This window comes from Sphingomonas sp. FG14 (assembly GCF_057809675.1).
This window is the reverse complement of sequence record NZ_JBMDKK010000025.1, coordinates 26,472-46,061: the sequence shown is the minus strand read 5'-3', so window position 1 is coordinate 46,061 and position 19,590 is coordinate 26,472. Positions and strand designations below refer to the sequence as shown.

The 19,590-nt window shown below is 67.2% G+C and carries 18 protein-coding genes; 7 read left to right on the top strand and 11 right to left on the bottom strand.

Annotated elements, in window-relative coordinates; translation table 11 throughout:
- Window positions 1-170: 170 nt before the first annotated feature.
- The 5 genes from ACODTA_RS28150 (at window position 171) to ACODTA_RS28130 (ending at window position 6,150) form a co-directional block, all read left to right on the top strand.
- Window positions 171-2,207 (top strand): transglycosylase domain-containing protein, encoded by a 2,037-nt coding sequence (locus tag ACODTA_RS28150; RefSeq protein WP_489070757.1) that lies wholly within the window; start codon window positions 171-173, stop codon window positions 2,205-2,207.
- A gap of 132 nt (window positions 2,208-2,339) precedes the next feature.
- Window positions 2,340-3,650: a dicarboxylate/amino acid:cation symporter gene (locus tag ACODTA_RS28145; protein WP_489070755.1), complete on the top strand. Its 1,311-nt coding sequence runs from the start codon at window positions 2,340-2,342 to the stop codon at window positions 3,648-3,650.
- Between the two features lie 80 nt (window positions 3,651-3,730).
- Complete coding sequence (locus ACODTA_RS28140; RefSeq protein ID WP_489070753.1) at window positions 3,731-4,036, top strand: plasmid stabilization protein; 306 nt, start codon at window positions 3,731-3,733, stop codon at window positions 4,034-4,036.
- A 198-nt stretch (window positions 4,037-4,234) separates the two neighbouring features.
- Window positions 4,235-5,236: a threonine aldolase family protein gene (locus ACODTA_RS28135; RefSeq protein ID WP_489070751.1), complete on the top strand. Its 1,002-nt coding sequence runs from the start codon at window positions 4,235-4,237 to the stop codon at window positions 5,234-5,236.
- On the top strand, window positions 5,233-6,150 hold the full coding sequence (locus tag ACODTA_RS28130; RefSeq protein ID WP_489070749.1) for a DMT family transporter: 918 nt from the start codon (window positions 5,233-5,235) through the stop codon (window positions 6,148-6,150). Before ACODTA_RS28135 ends, ACODTA_RS28130 begins: the two co-directional genes overlap by 4 nt.
- Here ACODTA_RS28130 and ACODTA_RS28125 read toward each other — a convergent pair.
- Window positions 6,060-6,896, bottom strand: coding sequence for a Rossmann-fold NAD(P)-binding domain-containing protein (locus tag ACODTA_RS28125; protein WP_489070765.1), 837 nt, complete (start codon window positions 6,894-6,896; stop codon window positions 6,060-6,062). The genes ACODTA_RS28130 and ACODTA_RS28125 overlap by 91 nt on opposite strands.
- Window positions 6,897-7,001: 105 nt before the next feature.
- Window positions 7,002-8,243: a M48 family metallopeptidase gene (locus tag ACODTA_RS28120; protein WP_489070747.1), complete on the bottom strand. Its 1,242-nt coding sequence runs from the start codon at window positions 8,241-8,243 to the stop codon at window positions 7,002-7,004.
- A gap of 113 nt (window positions 8,244-8,356) precedes the next feature.
- On the opposite strand from ACODTA_RS28120, the gene pepN reads away from it, so the two are divergent.
- Complete coding sequence (pepN, locus tag ACODTA_RS28115) at window positions 8,357-10,939, top strand: aminopeptidase N (protein WP_489070745.1); 2,583 nt, start codon at window positions 8,357-8,359, stop codon at window positions 10,937-10,939.
- Window positions 10,940-11,178: 239 nt separating this feature from the next.
- Here pepN and ACODTA_RS28110 read toward each other — a convergent pair whose 3' ends face one another.
- Genes ACODTA_RS28110 through ACODTA_RS28090 form a run of 5 tightly spaced genes read right to left on the bottom strand, consistent with a single transcriptional unit; the run spans window position 11,179 to window position 15,153 of the window.
- A complete protein-coding gene (locus tag ACODTA_RS28110) occupies window positions 11,179-11,628 on the bottom strand; it encodes a hypothetical protein (RefSeq protein WP_489070743.1) in 450 nt (149 codons plus the stop codon).
- A 26-nt stretch (window positions 11,629-11,654) separates the two neighbouring features.
- Window positions 11,655-12,263 (bottom strand): ABC-type transport auxiliary lipoprotein family protein, encoded by a 609-nt coding sequence (locus ACODTA_RS28105; RefSeq protein WP_489070741.1) that lies wholly within the window; start codon window positions 12,261-12,263, stop codon window positions 11,655-11,657.
- A complete protein-coding gene (locus tag ACODTA_RS28100; protein WP_489070739.1) occupies window positions 12,260-13,210 on the bottom strand; it encodes an MlaD family protein in 951 nt (316 codons plus the stop codon). The genes ACODTA_RS28105 and ACODTA_RS28100 overlap by 4 nt, the downstream gene beginning before the upstream one ends.
- Window positions 13,211-13,216: 6 nt before the next feature.
- The gene (locus tag ACODTA_RS28095) at window positions 13,217-14,047 is read right to left on the bottom strand and encodes an ABC transporter ATP-binding protein (protein ID WP_489070737.1); all 831 of its coding nucleotides are present in this window, start codon (window positions 14,045-14,047) and stop codon (window positions 13,217-13,219) included.
- Complete coding sequence (locus tag ACODTA_RS28090; RefSeq protein ID WP_489070735.1) at window positions 14,044-15,153, bottom strand: MlaE family ABC transporter permease; 1,110 nt, start codon at window positions 15,151-15,153, stop codon at window positions 14,044-14,046. The genes ACODTA_RS28095 and ACODTA_RS28090 overlap by 4 nt, the downstream gene beginning before the upstream one ends.
- A gap of 68 nt (window positions 15,154-15,221) precedes the next feature.
- On the opposite strand from ACODTA_RS28090, the gene ACODTA_RS28085 reads away from it, so the two are divergent.
- On the top strand, window positions 15,222-15,896 hold the full coding sequence (locus ACODTA_RS28085; protein WP_489070733.1) for an HAD family hydrolase: 675 nt from the start codon (window positions 15,222-15,224) through the stop codon (window positions 15,894-15,896).
- Between the two features lie 157 nt (window positions 15,897-16,053).
- Here the strand turns inward: ACODTA_RS28085 and ACODTA_RS28080 are convergent, their stop codons facing one another.
- From ACODTA_RS28080 to ACODTA_RS28065, 4 genes are all read right to left on the bottom strand, one after another.
- Window positions 16,054-16,344 (bottom strand): GIY-YIG nuclease family protein, encoded by a 291-nt coding sequence (locus tag ACODTA_RS28080; protein ID WP_489070731.1) that lies wholly within the window; start codon window positions 16,342-16,344, stop codon window positions 16,054-16,056.
- A 109-nt stretch (window positions 16,345-16,453) separates the two neighbouring features.
- Window positions 16,454-16,810, bottom strand: coding sequence for an ATP-dependent Clp protease adapter ClpS (gene clpS, locus ACODTA_RS28075; RefSeq protein WP_489070729.1), 357 nt, complete (start codon window positions 16,808-16,810; stop codon window positions 16,454-16,456).
- A 146-nt stretch (window positions 16,811-16,956) separates the two neighbouring features.
- A complete protein-coding gene (locus ACODTA_RS28070) occupies window positions 16,957-17,625 on the bottom strand; it encodes a phasin family protein (protein ID WP_489070727.1) in 669 nt (222 codons plus the stop codon).
- Window positions 17,626-17,680: 55 nt separating this feature from the next.
- Window positions 17,681-19,426, bottom strand: a complete 1,746-nt coding sequence (locus tag ACODTA_RS28065) for a PHA/PHB synthase family protein (RefSeq protein WP_489070726.1) — start codon at window positions 19,424-19,426, stop codon at window positions 17,681-17,683.
- Window positions 19,427-19,590: the final 164 nt, after the last annotated feature.

Here is a 19,590-nt window from a genome sequence, read left to right as displayed (position 1 = left end):
TCTTCGTCAGCGTCATATGTGTATAAGAGTCTGGGTTATGGTGGTCGGGTGGGGAGGCGGGGCGGGCGGTGCATGGGTTCACATCAGTGAACCTTCGTATAAGGCGGGCTCCCGCAGCCCGCTGTAAATAGGGCTCGCCGAAGCTGTATTGATCATCTAGTACAGCGAATGTGACTGAGTCCGATACGCCCGTTCCGCCGTTTCCGGAGGACAGGACCAATCCGGCGCCCGGCGTCGCGCCGGTCGAGGCGCCGCCGCAGAGCCGGTGGCCGCGCCGCCGCAAGATCATCAAGCGTTGCCTGCTCGGGCTGCTGATCGTCTTCATGCTGCTGTTCGCCTGGCTGGCGGTGACGGCGCCGCTTTCCCGATCGCTCCAGCCTATCGCGCCGCCCAGCATCACCTTGCTGTCGGCGGACGGCAAGCCGATCGCGCGCAAGGGCGCGATCATCGACAAGCCGGTGGTGATCGCCCAGCTTCCCGAACATGTGCCGCAGGCCTTCCTCGCGATCGAGGATCGCCGCTTCTACAATCATCTCGGCATCGATCCGATCGCGATCGCGCGCGCGGCGTGGCGCAACCTGCTGGCCGGCGGCGTGCGCGAGGGCGGCAGCACCATCACCCAGCAGCTCGCCAAGGTGGCGTTCCTCAATGCCGACCGCACCGCCGCGCGCAAGCTGCGCGAGGTGCTGATCGCCTTCTGGTTGGAAGCGTGGCTGAGCAAGGACGAGATCCTGGCGCGCTATCTGTCGAACGTCTATTTCGGCGACAATGTCTATGGCCTGCGCGCCGCCGCGCTCCATTATTTCAACCGCGAGCCCGAAAAGCTGAGCACCGCCCAGGCGGCGATGCTTGCGGGCCTGCTCAAGGCGCCGAGCCGGCTGGCGCCCACCGTCAACCTGAAGGGCGCGCGCGATCGCGCCGCCGTCGTCGCCGATGCGATGGTGGAGGCGGGCTATCTCAAACAGGCCGAACGCGATGCGATGGCGCCGGTGAAGCTGAACGTCCGTCCGGTGAAGACGATGGCGACCGGCACCTATTTCGCCGATTGGGTGCTGCCGGAGGCGCGCGACCGGTCCGGCCAGGTCTATGAACAGCAGACGGTGACGACCACGCTCGACAGCGGGCTCCAGCGCATGGCCGAACAGGCGGTGCGCCGCGCCGCGCTGGGCGGCGCGGAGGTCGCGATGGTGGTGATGCGGCCCGACGGCACCGTCGTCGCCATGGTCGGCGGCAAGCGCTACAGCGACGGCGCGTTCAACCGGGCGACGCAGGCGCGGCGCCAGCCGGGCTCCACCTTCAAGCTGTTTGTCTATCTGGCGGCGCTGCGCGAGGGGATGACGCCGGATACGATGATCGCCGATGAACCGGTGACGATCGGCGACTATACGCCGCGCAACGATGGCGGCCGCTATCGCGGGCAGATCTCGCTGCGCCAGGCCTTTGCCTGGTCGAGCAACGTCGCGGCGGTGCGGCTGGCGGAGCAGGTGGGGCAGGAGGATGTCGTCCGCGCCGCGCGCGACCTGGGCGTCACCAGCCCGCTCCACACCGAACCCAGCATGGCGCTCGGCACATCGGGCATGACCTTGCTCGAACTGACCTCCGCTTATGCCGCCGTCGCGGGCAACCGCTATCCGGTGAAGGCGCATGGCCTGCCCGATGCGGAGCGGACCTGGTTCGCCAAGCTGGTGGACCGGCAGCGTACGCTGGGCGACGATACGTACGACATGATGCTGGAACTGCTTTCGGCGGCCGCCAACAACGGCACCGGGCGCTCGGCGGCGCTGCGCACGCGCACCTATGGCAAGACGGGCACGACGCAGGACAATCGCGACGCGATCTTCGTCGGCTTCGCGGGCGATCTGGTGACGGGCGTGTGGGTGGGCAATGACGACAACAGCCCGCTGGGCGGGGTCGCGGGCGGCGGGCTGCCCGCGCGGATCTGGCGCGATTTCATGGGCCGCGCGCTCAACGACGCGCCGCCCCCTGCCGCCGTCGAGGCCGAACCGGAGAATGGCCTGGACCTCGATCTCGGCAACATGGCGATCAACGCGCAGATCGGCGATGTCGAGCTGGGCATCGATCTCGGCAACGAGACGCTGCGCATCCGTGGCCCGCGCGACGACGCGCCCGCGCCGCCCGAACGCCGCGTGCAGCCGCCGGTGCTGCCGCCGCCCAGCGAGAATGACGGGCCAGCCGAACGAAGATAGCGGTTTTCTTTCACCGTGCGTTCCGACTGAGCTTGTCGAAGCCCCGTTCTTCTTTACTGCATGGCGTTTCGGATCGTGCGACAGGCCCGGCCGAACGGGGGGAAACGCGATGGTGAACGGAGCGGGCAGGATATGGTGACGCCGGTTGCGACCGAATATGGCGTGGAGGCCGCGCCGCGACGGCGGCGGCTGGCCGGCCAGCTTTACGTCCAGGTGCTGATCGCGATCGTGCTGGGCGCGATCCTCGGCCATTTCTGGCCCGATGTTGGGGAGTCGCTGAAACCGCTGGGTGACGGCTTCATCAAGCTGGTGAAGATGATCATCGCGCCCGTGATCTTCCTCACGCTGGTGACGGGCATCGCGGGCATGAAGGAGATCGCCTCGGTCGGCCGCGTCGCCGGCAAGGCCTTCGCCTATTTCCTGTTCTTCTCCACGCTGGCGCTGATCGTCGGGCTGATCGTCGCCAATGTCGTCCAGCCGGGCGCGGGCATGAATATCGATCCGGCGACGCTCGACAAGGGCGCGGTGGCCGATTTCAGCGCCAAGGCGCACGAAACCAGCATCACCGGCTTCCTGCTGGCGATCATTCCGGACACGATGGTCTCCGCGCTCACCGGCGGATCGATCCTGCAGGTGCTGTTCGTCGCCATCCTGTTCGGCATCTCGCTGTCGCTGGTCGGCGAACCCGCCCAGCCCGTGCTCGAATTTCTCGAACGCGTCTCGCTCGTCGTCTTCCGCCTGGTCGGCATATTGATGCGCGCCGCGCCGATCGGCGCCTTTGGCGCGATCGCCTTCACCATCGGCGCCTATGGCATCGGATCGCTCGTCAACCTGGGCGCGCTGGTCGCCACCTTCTATCTCACCTCGCTGATCTTCGTGCTCGGCGTGCTTGGCGTGGTCGCGCGGCTGAACGGCTTCTCGATCCTGAAGCTGATCCGCTATCTGAAGGCGGAATTGCTGCTGGTGCTCGGCACCTCCTCGTCGGAGGCGGCGCTGCCCAACCTGATCGACAAGATGGAGCGCGCGGGCTGCGCGCGCCCGGTGGTCGGGCTGGTGGTGCCGACCGGCTATTCCTTCAACCTGGACGGCACCAACATCTACATGACGCTCGCCGCGCTGTTCATCGCGCAGGCGTGCAATGTCGATCTGTCGCTGGGCGACCAGATCGCGCTGCTGCTGGTCGCGATGATCAGTTCGAAGGGGGCGGCGGGCGTGACGGGCGCGGGCTTCATCACGCTGGCGGCGACGCTCTCGATCGTGCCGTCGGTGCCCGTCGCGGGCATGACGCTGATCCTGGGCATCGATCGCTTCATGAGCGAATGCCGCAGCCTGACCAACTTCATCGGCAACGCGGTCGCCACCGTCGTCGTCGCGCGGTGGGACAAGGCGCTGGATCGCGACGCGCTGAACCGCGCGCTGAACGGAGACGGACCGGCGGCCTGAGGCAAGTTTCTCCGAGACGGTGAACGCTTTGCCGCGCCGGTGCGTTGGCGGGTGGAGCGGGTCATGGAGGAGGAACGACCATGCCGCGTGGCGACAAGAGCAGCTATACCGACAAGCAGAAGCGCAAGGCCGAACATATCGAACAAGGCTATGAGGATCGCGGCGTCAGCCACGAGGAGGCGGAACGCCGCGCCTGGGCGACGGTGAACAAGGACTCGGGCGGCGGCAACAAATCCGGATCGGGCCGGGGCCGCAAGGACACGCACGAATCCGCGCGCAAGGGCGGCCGCAAGGGCGGCGCCGCATCCAGCCGCCGCTCCGCCGCCGATCGCTCCGCCGCCGCCAGGAAAGGCTGGGAAACGCGGCGCAAGCGCGCGGGCGGGTGAGAGACGCCCACCTGACCAACATCACCGTCGCTCCAGCGAAAGCTGGAGCCCATACGATGCCTGCACGTCCATCGCTGCCCGACGGATCGCATGGGCTCCAGCTTTCGCTGGAGCGACAGGGGCGACCCTTCGCCCACAGATGCCATCACGCGCCAACTGGCCGTTGACCTGAACCGCCAAGCCCAGCAATGGGCGCTCATGCGCTTCTTCTCCGACAATGCCGCCCCGGTCTCCCCCGCTGTCCTCGCGGCACTCGCCGAGGTCAACGTCGTCGACACCGCTTATGATGGCGACGCGCACAGCCAGGCGCTCGATGCGCGCTTTTCCGAACTGTTCGAAACCGAGGTGCGCGCGCTCTGGGTTTCGACGGGCACCGCCGCCAATTCGCTGGCGCTCGCGGCGCTTTGCCCGCCGCATGGCGGGATCGTCTGCCATCGCAACGCGCATATCCAGGTGGACGAATGCGGCGCGCCGGGCTTCTTCACGCACGGCGCGTCGCTGATGACGGCGGCCGGGCCGGGCGCGAAGCTGACGCCGGAGATGGTGCGCGGCGTGATCGATCCGATCCGCAAGGCGGTCCACAACGTCCAGCCGTACGCATTGTCGATCACCAACGCCACCGAATATGGCGAGGTCTACACGCCCGGCGAAGTGGCGGCGCTCGGCGCCTTGTGCCGCGAACGCGGGCTGGGCCTGCATATGGACGGCGCCCGCTTCGCCAACGCGATCGCGCATCTGGGCTGCGCGCCCGCCGATGTGACGTGGCGCGCGGGCGTGGACGCGCTCAGCTTCGGCTTCGTCAAGAATGGCGCGATGTCGGCGGAGGCGCTGATCTTCTTCCGCACCGATCTGGCGGAGGAAACGCTCTACCGCCGCAAGCGCGCCGGGCAGTTGATGTCGAAGGGCCGCTATCTCGCCGCGCAGATCCTGGCGCTGCTCGACGGCGATCTGTGGCTGGAGAATGCGCGCGCCGCCAATGCGGGCGCGCGGCTGCTGGGTGATGCAGCGGGCGATCGGCTGCTCTATCCGGTCCAGGCCAACGAGGTGTTCCTGCGCGTGACGGCGGCGGAGGCCGCGTCGCTGCGCGCGCTGGGCTTCGATTTCTACGACTGGGCGGATGGCGAGGCGCGGCTGGTGACGAGCTGGAACCAGAGCGTGGACGATATCCGCCCGCTCGCGGACGCGATCGCACGCTTGTGAGCGCCGGGGGAACGCCTGCTCCGACGCGCGCGGCGGTTGCATTCCCCTTCGTCGCGGTCACGCTGATCTGGGGATCGACCTGGCTGGTGATCCGCGATCAGCTCGGCCATGTGCCGCCAAGCTGGTCGATCTGCTACCGTTTCCTGATCGCCGGGCTGGTGCTGTTCGCCGTCGCCCGCGTCCGGCGGGAAAGCCTGCGGCTCGATCGCGGCGGGCTTGCGTTCGCGGCGGCGCTCGGGCTGGCGCAGTTCGTGATCAATTTCAACTTCGTCTACCGCGCCGAACAGCACATCACCTCGGGGCTGGTCGCACTGGTCTTCGCGCTGCTGATCGTGCCCAACGCACTGTTTTCCTGGATCTTCCTGGGCAAGCGCGTCAGCGGCCGCTTCCTGGCCGCGTCGGGGGTGGCGATCGTCGGGATCGGGCTGCTGTTCGTGCACGAGGCGCGGGCGGACCATTCCTCGCAGGGCGGCACGCTGATCGGCATCGGCTTCACGCTGATGGGCGTGTTCGCCGCCTCCACCGCCAATGTCATGCAGGCCAGCCGCCGCGCCGCGCTCTATCCGATGGCGACGATGCTCGGCTGGGCGATGCTGATCGGCGCGCTCTGTGACGGATTGTTCGCCTGGATCACCGCCGGGCCGCCCGTGATCGAATGGCGCGCGGGCTATATCGCGGGATTGCTCTATCTGGGGGTCGTCGCCTCGTCGCTGGCCTTCACGCTCTATTTCGGGCTGATCCGCATGATCGGCCCGGCGATGGCCGCCTATACGGGGGTGATCATCCCGGTGATCGCGATGTTCCTGTCGACGGTGTTCGAGGGTTATCGCTGGTCGCCGCTCGCCATCGCCGGCTGCGCGCTGGCGCTGGTCGGGCTGTTGTTCGCGCTGAGGGCGCCCAGCCCGGCGCGGTAGTCGGGAAAAGCGGGGCGCCAGCCCAGCACGCGCTTCGCCTTGCCGTTCGCGACGCGCCGGTTCTCCGAATAAAAGGCGCGCGCGGCGGGCGACAGGCCGGCATTGTCGATCGCCAGCAACGGCGGCGGCGCGACGCCGAGCAGCATGGCGGCATGGGCGATCACCTGGTTCTGCGCGCATGGCAGGTCGTCGGCCAGGTTGTATGCGCCCGGCGGCGCGCCGAACCCGGCGATCACGCCCGATCCGATATCGTCGACATGGATGCGGCTGAAGACCTGTCCCGGCATGGCGATGCGGTGCGCGGTGCCGGCGGCGACCCGGTCGAGCGGCGAGCGGCCGGGTCCGTAAATGCCGGGCAGGCGGAAGACATGGGCGCCCAGCGCCTGCCATGCCGCGTCCGCCTCCGCGCGCGCGGTGCGCCGGCCCGCGCCGATCGGCGCGCTTTCGTCCACCCAGGCGCCGCCGCTGTCGCCATAGACGCCGGTGGAGGAGAGATAGCCCCGCCAGCCGCAGAAATCGCGGATCGCCTCGCCATAGGCGGCCAGCACCGGATCGCGTTCTTCCTTGGGCGGCACGCCCGACAGCAGGTGCGTCGCGCCGGCAAGGCCAGGCAGCACCGCCGCCGGATCGTCGAAGGCGACATCGCCCGCGCGCCCCGTGCCGGTGACGCGCCAGCCCTCCGCGCGCAGCCGCGCGGCGAGGCGCGATGCGGTATAGCCGAGTCCGAAGATGAAGAGCGTGGGCATCCGGGCCTCTTCGCCGAAAACGCCGCGATCGTCACGCGGCGATCGCGTGTCATCGGCGTGGCGCTCGATTCCCCAACCGTTCTCGGGCGGCACGCCATGCCATGGCTATTTCGCCGGTGCCTCGCCCATATGATCGGCCTTCCACCGCATCGCCATGCGCACGCGTGTCTCGCCGGAGGGGTGATCGAAGAACAGCATCTCCTCGATCGGGCCGGGTGAGATCTTGCGATATTCGGAAAGCTTCATCGCGGTGAGCGCGAAGCCGTCGGGCTCGCGCGCGGCGTCCAGCCCGAAGGCGTCGGCGGCGCTCTCGCTGGTGCGGATCATGCTGTTGGTGATCGGCGTCGCCAGCAGGCCGAGCACGGCCGCGATGCCGAAGAACACCGGCGTCGCGGCGGGATCGTCCACCCCGCGCACCCGCCAGCCCGGCCCGTGGCGCGCGATCAGCGCGGGCGCGATGCGGTGGACCAGCCAGAAGCCGGCCAGGAACAACAGGCCGAACATGCCGATCAGCCGCCAGATATGGCCCAGCACATAATGGCCCAGCTCATGGCCCATCACCGCCGCGATCTCGGGCGGGGAGGCGCGGTTGAGCAGATTGTCGTTGAGCGAGATGCGGATCGTCGGGCCAAGGCCGGAGACATTGGCGGAGATGCGCTTGCTCTGCTTCGATGCGTCGAACACATAGATATGCTCTGCGGGCACGTGATTGGCCGCCGCCATCGCCACGATGCGATCGCGCACCGGCCCCGCCGGCATCTCGCCATAGGTGTTGAACAGCGGCGCGATGAAGACCGGCGCGATCAGCAGCCCGATCGCGATGAACACCGTCATCGCGCCCGCGCCCAGCAGCCACCAGAGCCGGGGCGCGTGGCGGATCACCGTGAATATGATCGCCAGCAGCAGCGCGGTGGTGACGATGCCGATGCCCAGCCCGATCGCCTGTTCGCCCGCCCAGCCGCCGAAATCCTGGCTCATCAGGTCATAGTGTTTCTCGCGCACATAGCCGGCATAGATCGTCCAGGGCAGCGTGATCAGCGTGGCGGCGACGGTATAGGGCAGGGCGTAGAGCGCGGCGACCAGCGCGGGGCGCTTCGTCCGTCGTTCCGCCCAGTCGCGGAAGCGCGCGGAGAGGCCGAAGCGCAGCAGGATCCAGCAGGTGGCGGCAGACACCAGCGCCCCCCACAGGATCATCCAGTATCCGCCCTCGAAATAGGCGTCGGATTTCGCGCGCGCCGCGCCGTGCAGCGTGTCGACATAGGCGCGCGTCGCCGCCTCCACGTCGAAGCCCTGCGCATGCGCCAGCGCGGGCAGCGCCGTGGCGAGCACCGCCCCGGCGATGATCATGGTCCTGCCGTGCCGCATCATGGTCCTCCCCCCAATCGGCGGCAGGCTATGGCGTGTCGCCGGCGATGCAAGCCCAATTGCACGCCCCCGCACCGGGGCGTAAGGCTTTGGCCATGCTCGATGTCCAATCCACCGCCGCACCCGCCGTCATCCGCCGCGAGGATTATCGCCCGCCCGACTGGCTGGTGCCCGATATCGCGCTCGATTTCCGGCTGGATTCGATGCGCACGCGCGTCGCCTCGCGGCTTCAGGTGGTGCGCAACGGCGATCATGACCGGCCGCTGGTGCTCGACGGCGACGGGCTGACCCCGGTGGCGCTGCGCATCGACGGCGTGGCGACGGACTGGCGGCTCGATGGCGACGCGCTGGTCGTGCCGCTGCCGGGCGGCGCGCATGTCGTGGAGGTCGAGGTCGATATCGCGCCCGAGCTCAACACCCAGCTCATGGGGCTCTACGCCTCGGGCGGGCTGCTCTGCACCCAGTGCGAGGCCGAGGGTTTCCGCCGCATCACCTTCTTCCCCGATCGGCCCGACGTGCTCAGCCGCTACAGCGTGCGGATGGAGGCGGACAAGGCGCGCTATCCCGTACTGCTGGCCAATGGCGATCCCGTGGCGGCGGGCGATGCGGAGGACGGGCGGCACTGGGCGGAATGGCGCGATCCCTTTCCCAAGCCCTGTTACCTGTTCGCGCTGGTCGCGGGCGATCTGGTCGCCAATCGCGACAGCTTCACCACGCTGTCCGGCCGCAAGGTCGATCTGGGCATCTGGGTGCGCGCCGCCGATCTCTCCAAGACCGATCACGCCATGACCGCGCTCAAGCTCTCCATGGCGTGGGACGAGGCGGTCTATGGCCGCGAATATGATCTGGACGTGTTCAACATCGTCGCCGTCGCCGATTTCAATTTCGGCGCGATGGAGAACAAGGGCCTCAACATCTTCAACTCGCGCTACATCCTGGCCGATCCCGACACCGCGACCGACGCGGATTACGACGCGGTCGCGGGCGTGGTGGCGCACGAATATTTCCACAACTGGTCGGGCAATCGCGTCACCTGCCGCGACTGGTTCCAGTTGTCGCTGAAGGAAGGCTTCACCGTCTTTCGCGACCAGCAATTCTCCGCCGATCAGGGCAGCGCGGCGGTCAAGCGGATCGAGGATGTCCGCACCCTGCGCGCCGCGCAGTTCCCGGAGGATTCGGGGCCGCTCGCGCATCCGATCCGCCCCGAATCCTATATGGAGATCTCCAACTTCTACACCGCGACGATCTACAACAAGGGCGCCGAGGTGATCCGCATGATGCATGCGATCCTGGGGCCGGAGCGCTTCCGCGCCGCGACCGACCTGTATTTCTCGCGCCATGACGGCGAAGCCGCGACCTGCGAGGATTTCGTCGTGGCGATGGAGGATGGCGGCGGCGTCGATCTTGCCCAGTTCCGCCGCTGGTACAGCCAGGCCGGCACGCCGCGCGTGGTGGCGACGCTCGATCATGAGGGGACGACGGCGCGGCTGACGCTGGAGCAGGCCGTGCCCGCCACGCCGGGCCAGCCGGAGAAGCAACCGATGGTGCTGCCGCTGCGCACCCGGCTGTTCTGCGGCGAAACCTCCGGCCCGCTGTGCGAGGAACGGCTGATCCTGCTGACCGAACCGCGCCAGACCGTCGTGTTCGACGATATCGCGACGCGGCCGGTGCTCTCGATCAATCGCGGCTTCTCCGCGCCCGTCACCGTGGAGACCGGGCGCGACGCCGCCGATCTCGCCTTTCTCTCGGCGCATGACGACGATCCCTTCGCCCGGTACGAGGCGATGCAGCAGCTCATGCTCGACACGCTCGTCGCCGCGGTGGCGGACGGGCGCGGCGATCATGGCGCGGTGATCGAGGCTGTGCGCAACACGCTCACCGATCCCGCGCTCGACAAGGCGTTCGTGGGCGAGGCGGTGCTGCTGCCGAGCGAGGCGTTCGTCGGCGAACAGATGCTCGTCGTCGATCCCGAGGCGATCCACCGCGCGCGCGAGGCGCTGCGCACCGATCTGGGCAAGGCGCTGGAGGGCGAATGGCGCGCGGCGCATGCGGGCGCGCAGGCCAATCGCTTCGAATATTCGCCCGCCGCCAAGGGCGCGCGCCGCCTGAAGACGGTGGCACTGGGCTATATCGCGGCGGCCGGGGCGCCGGATGCCGCCGAACTCGCCCATGCCCAGTTCACCGGCGCGGACAATATGACCGACCGGCAGGGCGCGCTGACCACTTTGGTCAACGGCGATTCCACGCTGCGGGGCCAGGCGCTGGAGGCGTTCTATCGCCGCTATCGCGACAATGCGCTGGTGCTCGACAAATGGTTCACCACCCAGGCGCTCTCGACGCGCGACGACGCGCTGGATGCGGTGCTGGCGCTGGAGAAACATCCCGATTTCACGCTGGCCAATCCCAACCGCGTCCGCGCGCTCGCCGGCGCCTTCACCGCGAACCAGCGCGGTTTCCACGCGGCGGACGGGCGGGGCTATGGTTTTCTGGTCGACATCATCGTGGCGCTCGATCGGATCAATCCGCAGACCGCGGCGAAGCTCGTCCCGCCGCTCGGCCGCTGGCGCCGCTTCGACGAGGCGCGCGCGAACCTGATGCGCGCCGCCCTTGGCCGCATCGTCGAGACGCCGGGCCTGTCGAAGGACGTGTTCGAACAGGCGTCGAAAAGCCTGGGGTGAGGGGAAAAGCCTGGGGTGAGGGGATCGGAACCCGTCCGACCCGTTGACCGTCGCGACCCGATCCGTTCGGGCTGAGCCTGTCGAAGCCCCGTCCTTCTACTTCGAACCAAAGGAAAAGCAGGGCTTCGACAGGCTCAGCCCGAAGGGTTGGGAGGCACCGCCTGCTATCCTGACACCTCGCACGCAGAGGTTTTTCCACGCGATCGGTCGATGAGACGCGACAAGGTCCAGCGCGAGATTTAACGCCCGCCCAGCACGAAATCGCGCAGTGCCCGCGCGTCGTGCAGCGCGTTGTGCGGCACCTTGCTGTTGGCCGCCGGGCTGAAGCCGGGCGAGCGCAGGAAGCTGAAATCCACATCGTCGATATCGACGATCACGCCGTTGCCGATCACCAGCAGCTTGCAGAAATAGGCGATGTCGTCGGGCCAGTCGGCGACGATCACGGGCTTGGGATCATGCGCCAGATAGCGGGCGACCTCGTGCGCGGCCTCGTCGGGTCGCATCGTCATGTCGAGCGCGGGAGGCACCATGTGGAGATAGGGCATCACATGGCGATCCACCCAGGGCACCACGGGATCGGCCATCGGCAGGATCGCGTAGAATTCCTCGTCGCCGAATTCGGGCACGAGCGCGATGCTGATCAACGCGCCGCCAAAGCCGTTGAACTCGGTATCGAGGAAGTAACGCAAAAGGGGCTCCTGATCCGCCCGTTATCTCAATTGCCGATCCAGGCGGCGACCTGATCGGCGACCTGGTTGGCGGCGGTGTTGAGCGCGACGGCGGCCGGGCCGGGCTCGATCGACGAAACCGGCGCGCGCGCCTCGAAGCGGCGTTCCTCGATCTTCGCGCCGCCGTCGGTGGCGCGCGCCGCGTCATAGGTGACGACCGCCTGCATCGACGCGGCGTCGATCGTGAAGTTGCGCAGCTCGCCCGAGATCGTCGTGCCGGGATCGAAGCTGAACTGGCGATTGTCGAGCACCATGCGGCCGGTGCGCGCGGTGACGACATCGGCGAGCAGCGCGCGGAACAGGCGGTTGGGCGAATCCGCCCATTGCGCGTCCTTCACATAGGCGATGCTGGTATCGTCGCTGCGCACCGGGATGCGATTGTTGGCGAGTGCCGCGGGCACGCGCGGCGTGAGGATGGTCACCGCCTGGCCGGCGACGGCGGTGCGGCTCTCGCCCGCCGGCATCGCGGCGGCGGGGAACAGCGTCAGCAAGGTCGGCGGCGGCTTCGCGCCGAAGCTGATGCAGCCCGAAAGCGCCAGCAGGGCGGCGAACGGGATCGTCAGGCTGAGGATGCGTGCTTGGCGCGCCATGATCATTTGCCCTTCTTCTTATAGTCGGGGAGCTTGGGCGATCCGACGAGCGCGCCGGCGCCGCCGCGATCGAGCCGGGTGGCCACCGCCGTCAGCGCTTCGGACATGTCGCGCAGGTCGCGGACAAGCTGGCCGACCTCGGGAACCGTCTGCTTGGAGAAGGCCTGCAGGCCCGGCCGCGCATCGCCGATCGCGGCGTCGAGCGTGTCCATGCTCGCCTTGGCCGATGCGACGGTCTTGCGCAGATCGGCCATCAGCGGGCGGCCTTCCTTGTCGAGCAGGTCGTTGGTGGTGCCGGCGAGCTTGCCGATCTCCTCCGCCGCGTTGCCGGCCTGTTCGATCGCGATCCGCGTCTGCGCCAGCGTGGCCGCGATCTCCGGGCCGCGCTCGGCCAGCGAACCCGAAAGCTTCTCGACATTGTCGAGGATGCCCGCGATCGACGCCTGGTTGCGGTCGCTCAGCAGCAATGTCAGCCGCTCGGTCAGCGTGGTCAGCCGTTCGAGGAGCTGCGGCGCGTTCGACAGCAATTCACCCAGCGCGCCGGGCTTGGTCGGGATCACCGGCACCCCGCCCGGCCCGATATCGCTGATCGGCGGCGCGCCCTTGACCGCGCCGTCGAGCATGATCTGCGACACGCCGGTGAAGCCCACGCCCTGGATCGTCGCGGTCGTGCCCTGGAGCACCGGGGTTTCGGATTTCACGCGGATGCGCACGCGCACGAATTCGGGATCGCGCGGCCACAGCGCGATCTCGTCGACCTGGCCGGACGGCACACCGGAGAAGCTGACGCTCGATCCCTTGGCGAGCCCGTCGACCGATTGCTTGAAGAAGATGTCGTACTTGGTTTCGGATCCGCCGCCGAGCTGCGCCAGCCAGACCGTGAAGATCGCCAGTACCGCGAGCAGGCCGAGCACGACGCTGCCGACGAGGACGTGATTGGAGCGGGTTTCCATCGGCGCTCAGCCCTTCTTCTTCTGCTTCGCCGCCACGGCGGCACGGCCGCGCGGGCCGTTGAAATATTCCTGGATCCACGGATGGTCCAACGCGAGCAACTCGTCGATGGTGCCAACCGCGATCACTTTCTTGTCCGCCAGCACCGCCACGCGGTCGCAGATCGCGTACAGCGTGTCGAGATCATGGGTGATCAGGAACACCGTCAGCCCCAGGATCTTCTGGAGCTCGGACGTCAGTTCGTCGAAGGCGGCGGCGCCGATCGGGTCCAGGCCCGCCGTCGGCTCGTCGAGGAACAGCAGCTCCGGATCGAGCGCCAGCGCGCGCGCCAGCCCGGCGCGCTTGCGCATGCCGCCCGAAAGCTCGGCGGGATATTTGGGGCCGGCCTCGGCGGGCAGGCCGCTCATCGTCACCTTGAACGCGGCGATCTCGTCGAGCAGCGGCGCCTTGATGTCGGGATAGAATTCGCGCAGCGGCACCTGCACATTCTCCGCCACGGTCAGGGTGGAGAACAGCGCGCCGCCCTGGAACAGCACGCCCCAGCGCTTGCGGATCGCGACCGCGTCGGTCTCGTCGCGGCCGATCATCGACTGGCCGAACACGCTGATCTCGCCCTGATCGGGGGTCTGGAGGCCGATGATCGATCGCATCAGCACCGATTTGCCGGTGCCCGATCCGCCGACCACGCCCAGGATCTCGCCCTTGCGCACGTCGAGGTCGAGCCCCTGATGCACCACCTGGTCGCCAAAGCTGTTCTTCAGGTCGCGCACGCGGATCAGCGTGTCGCCCTCCGCCACTTCGGGCAGTTCCTCGGCCATGTCGGTTTCGGTGATGCTCATGTCCAGCCGATCGACGTGAAGAAGACCGCGAAAAAGGCGTCGAGCACGATCACGAGGAAGATCGCCTGCACCACGGCGGATGTGGTGCGCTGGCCCACTTCCTCGGCATTGGCCTTCACCTGCATGCCCTGGAAACAGCCCGCCATCGCGATGATCGCGCCGAACACCGGCGCCTTGACCAGCCCGACATACAGGTCGGTCATCGGCACGACCTCGCGGATGCGCTGGATGAAGGTGACGGGCGGGATGCCCAGATCGATCCAGCACCAGATCAGGCCGCCCAGGATGGTGACGAGCGAGGCGTAGAAGCCCAGCAGCGGCATCAGCACCACCGTGGCGATCACGCGCGGCAGCACCAGCGCCTCCTGCGGGGAGACGCCGATGGTCCGCATCGCGTCCACCTCCTCGGTCAGCTTCATCGTGCCGAGCTGCGCGGCGAAGGCGGATCCGGAGCGGCCAGCGACCATGATCGCGGTCATCAGCACACCCAGTTCGCGCAGCGTGATTCGCCCAACCAGGTTGATGGTGAAGGTTTCCATGCCGAACTGGCGAAGCTGCACCGCGCCCTGCTGCGCGATGACGATGCCGATCAGGAAGCTCATCAGCCCGATGATGCCGAGCGCGGAGACGCCGACCACCTCGAACCGCTGGACGACGGCGTTGATGCGGAAACGGCTGGGGTGACGGATCACGTTCCACGCCGCGATCATCGTCGCGCCGAAGAAGCCGAGCAGCCCCAGCAGCGTCTGACCCGCGATCGCGGTGGCGTCGCCGATCTCGCCCAGCACGCGGATATGCGGCGGCGTCCGGTCCGGGCGCATGCGCACCGGCCGGTCGGACGCGGAAACCTGTTCGATCAGCCGGGAGGCGTCGGCGTCGGCGCCCTTGATCTCGGCGCCATGGTCGCGGCTCAGCCGATAGACCAGCCAGGCGCCGATCGTGTCGATATGATCGATCCGGTCCAGCCGGATGACGTCGACGGGCACGGCGAGCGCGGCCAGGCGCTGCGGCACGTCTCCCAGCCGGGCGATCGAAAGGCTGCCCAGGAAACTGAGCTCGCAGCCGGCTTCGCCATGCTCCTGAATGAAATCCGCCATTTCGCTCATGCACTTGGAGTCTTGCGCGATTATGGCGCGGGGGGCAAGCGCGTTGGGCTCTCATGAAAGGCGGAAGGATGACGGCGCTGGCGATCTACGACATGGACAGGACGATCACGCGCCGGGGAACCTATACGGGTTTCCTGTTCCATGTCGCGCTGCGCCGCTCGCCCTGGCGGCTGATCCTGGCGCCGTTCGCGCTGCTGGTGATGGCCGCCTATGCCTGCCGGCTGATCGACCGGTCCAAGCTGAAGGAGATCAACCAGTTGCTGCTGACCGGCGGGCATATCCCCTCGGCCGAGCTGGAGCCGCTGGCGCGCGGCTTCGCGGCGCGGACGGTGGCGACCAACATCTATCCCGGCGCGCTGCGCCAGATGGCGGCGGACCGCGAGTCGGGCCACAGGCTGATCATGGCGACCGCGTCCTACCGCATCTACGTGACCGCGATCGCGGAGGCGCTGGGCATGGACGAGGTGATCGCGACCGACAGTTTCTGCCTGCCCGACGGCCGCATCCAGGCCCGGATCGAGGGCGAGAATTGCTACGGCCCGGCCAAGCTGCGCAAGATCCAGGCCTGGCTGGCCACCCAGGGGCTGGACCGCCCCGATTGCACGGTGCGCTTCTATTCCGACCATGTCTCGGACGCGCCGGTGCTCGATTGGGCGGACGTGCCGATCGCGGTGAACCCCAGCCCCAAACTGCGCCGGCTGGCCAAGGGCCATGGCTGGCTGATCGTGGACTGGAGCCGGTAGGGGGTGGCTGGATCTTCCCGCCGTGTCGCTCCAGCGAAAGCTGGAGCCCATGCGGTGTTTGATATGCGCTCAGCTGTTGAGCGTCTGCGAAGCGTATTGACCGTATAGGCTCCAGCTTTCGCTGGAGCGACGTGGTGGTGGCATCTCGAATCCACCGTCACGCATGGATGCGTTCGAACAGGTCATCCCATTCCGGATTCTGAGCGACGATCAACGCGATCTTCCATTTGCGCTGCCACGCCTTGATCGCCTTTTCGCGTGCGATCGCTTCATCGATGCGCGCGTGCGGTTCCACATAGACCAGCCGATCGAGGCCGTGCTTCTTGCAGAAGACCGAACCCTGGCCCTCACGGTGCTGGGTAATGCGCGCGGCCAGATCGGCGGTTACGCCGGTGTAGAGTGTACCATGGGGCGCATTGGTCATGATGTAGACCCAGCCTGGTTTCATCCTGGATCGCCATCGGTATCGCATGGGCTCCAGCTTTCGCTGGAGCGACAGGACGGGTAGGAGGCTGTGGTTCGCGCCAGATTTGGCTCAGCCCGGCATCAGCCAGATTTCACGCCTTCTCCAGCGTGCATTGCAGCGGGTGCTGATTCTGCCGGGCGAAGTCGGTGACCTGGGTCACCTTGGTCTCCGCCACTTCGTAGCTGAAGATGCCGCACACGCCGACGCCCTTCTGGTGGACGTGCAGCATCACGCGAGTCGCGTCCTCGATGCTCATCCGGAAGAAGCGCTGCAGGCAGAGGACGACGAACTCCATCGGGGTATAGTCGTCGTTGAGCATCAGCACCTTGTAAGGCGTCGGTTTCTTGGTGCGCGCGCGGGTACGTGTCGCGACGCCCAGGCCGGTGCCGTCGTCCTCGCCGCCCTTGCGGCCGGCCATCATGGGCGGAAGATGTTTCTCGTCACGCATAAGCGCAGAATATGGCAAGCGCGGCCGCGCGGGCAAGGGGCAATGCGGCGGGTGTGGCGTCCGCGCGATGAAAATCGTGCGGCGCGGATACAAGAACGGCCGCCCCCGTGGGGACGGCCGTTCTTCACTCTACACGACTGTCGCTATCAGGCGGCGGTCTTGAACTTCTCGGCCGCGACCGCGATGCGGTTCGACAGCGGCTGGAACACGTCGCCGGCCAGCTTCAGCGAAGCTTCGGTGTTCTTCGAGGTCTGCGCGACGAACGAGTCGAACGCCGACTTCGCATAGTCGCTCTGCAGCTTGAAGAAATCGGTCGGCGACTTGGCGGCGGCGAAGCTCTTCAGCGCGGCCTGGGCCGATTCGAAATTCTTGCGGCCCAGCTCGGCGGCGTCCTGGCCCAGCGCTTCGAAGCCCTGCGCGGCGACCTTGGCCGAAGCGACGAACGCCTCGAGGTTGCCCTTCTGGAAGTCGGCGAGGTCCTCGGCGATCTTCTGGCCCTTTTCGACGGCGGCCTTGGTGCGGTCGTTCAGGTCGGCGAACACGGCCTGCGCCTGGTTGGTGGCTTCGGTCGCGGCCTTCTTCACGGTCTCGGTCACTTTCGCGGTGTCGGTCATCTTGGTCGTTCCTTTCTCTGCGGCGGCCGGCTTCGCTGCCGTCCGCGTCGTTTTCACGGTCTTGGCCGGTGCGGGCTTCGCAGCCGGATCGACCTTGTTCTCGGTGGCGCTCATACTGCGGTCCTGCTTATGTTGCATTGCACAATATAGTGAGCCGCGACGAATTGCAAGCTTTTTTGTGCAGTGCAGCAAAAGCGTCACGCGAGCGGCACGGAACCGTCACAGTCGCAGGGAAAATCCTTTTATAACCGGGGGATCACCGGGATTTGACGTAGCTGCCCGGCGCGTCCTCGATCGCCTTCAGCTTGCCCTTGCCGGGCACGCGCGCGCCGGTGGCGGAGACCTTGTCGCCATCCTGGGCGGACAGCCATTCGATCCAGTCGGGCCACCAGCTTCCCGGCGTCTCCTTCGCGGCGGAGAGGAAATCGGTGAGCGTGGCGGCCGGTTTCTCGCTGGTCCAATACTGGTATTTGCCAGCGCTGGGCGGATTGACCACGCCCGCGATATGCCCCGATCCCGCCAGCACGAAGCGGATCGGGCCGGCGAAATGATCGTTGATCTTCCACACGCTTTCCAGCGGCGCGATATGATCCTCGCGGCCCGCCTGCACATAGGCGGGCGTCTTCACCGCGCGCAGGTCGATCGGCGTGCCGTCCACGCTGATCGCGCCGGGCACCGCCAGCTTGTTGTCGCGATACAGGTCGGTCAGATAGGCCTTGTGCCATTTGGCGGGCAGGTTGGTTGTGTCCCCGTTCCAGTGGAGCAGGTCGAACGGCGCATAATCCTGCCCCAGCAGGTAATTGTTCTGGACATAGTTCCAGATCAGGTCGCGCCCGCGCAGCAGGTTGAAGGTGGCGGCCATGTAGCGCCCGTCCAGATATCCCTCGCCCGACAGGCTCTCCACCAGCTTCAACTGCTCATCGTCGACGAACAGGTTCAGTTCGCCGGCCTTGGCGAAATCGACCTGCGCGGTGAAGAAGGTGGCGGATTTCACCTTCTTGGCCTCGTCGCGCGCGGCGAGCAGCGCCAGCGTCGCCGCCAGCGTGGTGCCCGCGACGCAATAGCCGATCGTGTGCACGCTCTTGACGTCGAGCAGGTCGCGCACCGTATCGATCGCGTCGATCTGGCCGCGCACGATATAATCGTCCCAGGTCACGTCCTTCATGCTCGCGTCCGCCGATTTCCACGAGACGACGAACACGCTCAGCCCCTGCGACACCGCCCAGCGGATGAAGCTTTTCTCGGGATTGAGATCCAGGATGTAATAGCGGTTGATCCAGGGCGGGAAGATCAGCAGCGGCGTGCGGTGCACCTCGGTGGTCTGCGGCTCGTACTGGATAAGCTGGTAGAGCGGCGTCTCCTTCACCACCTTGCCCGGCGTCGTCGCGATGTTGCGGCCCAGTTCATAGGCGTCGGGCTGGCTGTGGGTGAGCTGGCCGCGCCCGATGTCGCGCAGCATGTGGGTCAGGCCCTTGAGCAGGTTCTCGCCGCGCGTCTCGATCGTCTTCTCGATCACCAGCGGGTTGGTGAAGGCGAAGTTGCTCGGGCTCATCGCGTCGACGAAGCCCTGCGTGGCGAAACGGATCTGTTCCTTCTGCCTGGGATCGACGCCGTCGATCCCGTCGACGCTCTTGATCAGGTGATCGGCGATCAGCAGATAGCTTTGCCGGATCAGGTCGAACATCGGATTGTCGCGCCATTGGGGGGCGGAGAAGCGCCGGTCCTTGGCCAGGCGCGGATCGGGGGCGGCGGGCGCGCTCGTCGGATCGACGAAGCGCTGCCACAGCTTCACGCTCTCGCTCCAGAAATCGGATTGCGCCTGGGTGATGGCGTCCAGTCCGGTGAAGGGCAGGCTGTCGATCGGCGGCGGCTGGGCGGCCGCCTGCTGCATCCGGTCGATCCCGAATTCGAGCAACATCTGCTGCGCCCTTCCGATCACCCAGGTCCAGCGCTGCATATCTTCCAGCGTCGGCGGCGTCATTGTCGTGCCGGTCTCGGTCATCGGCGATCCCTCCCCACAGAGTCGGCGCAGCGTAAAGCCTGCCCCGCCAAGCCGCAACGGCTCGTCGGCGCGCAGGTTCCGCGCGGGACCGGCAAAAGGCAAAAATGCTATTGCGAGTGCCTTGCAATATCTGGATTGGTCCCCTAGCAGCGCCGCCAAAAGGG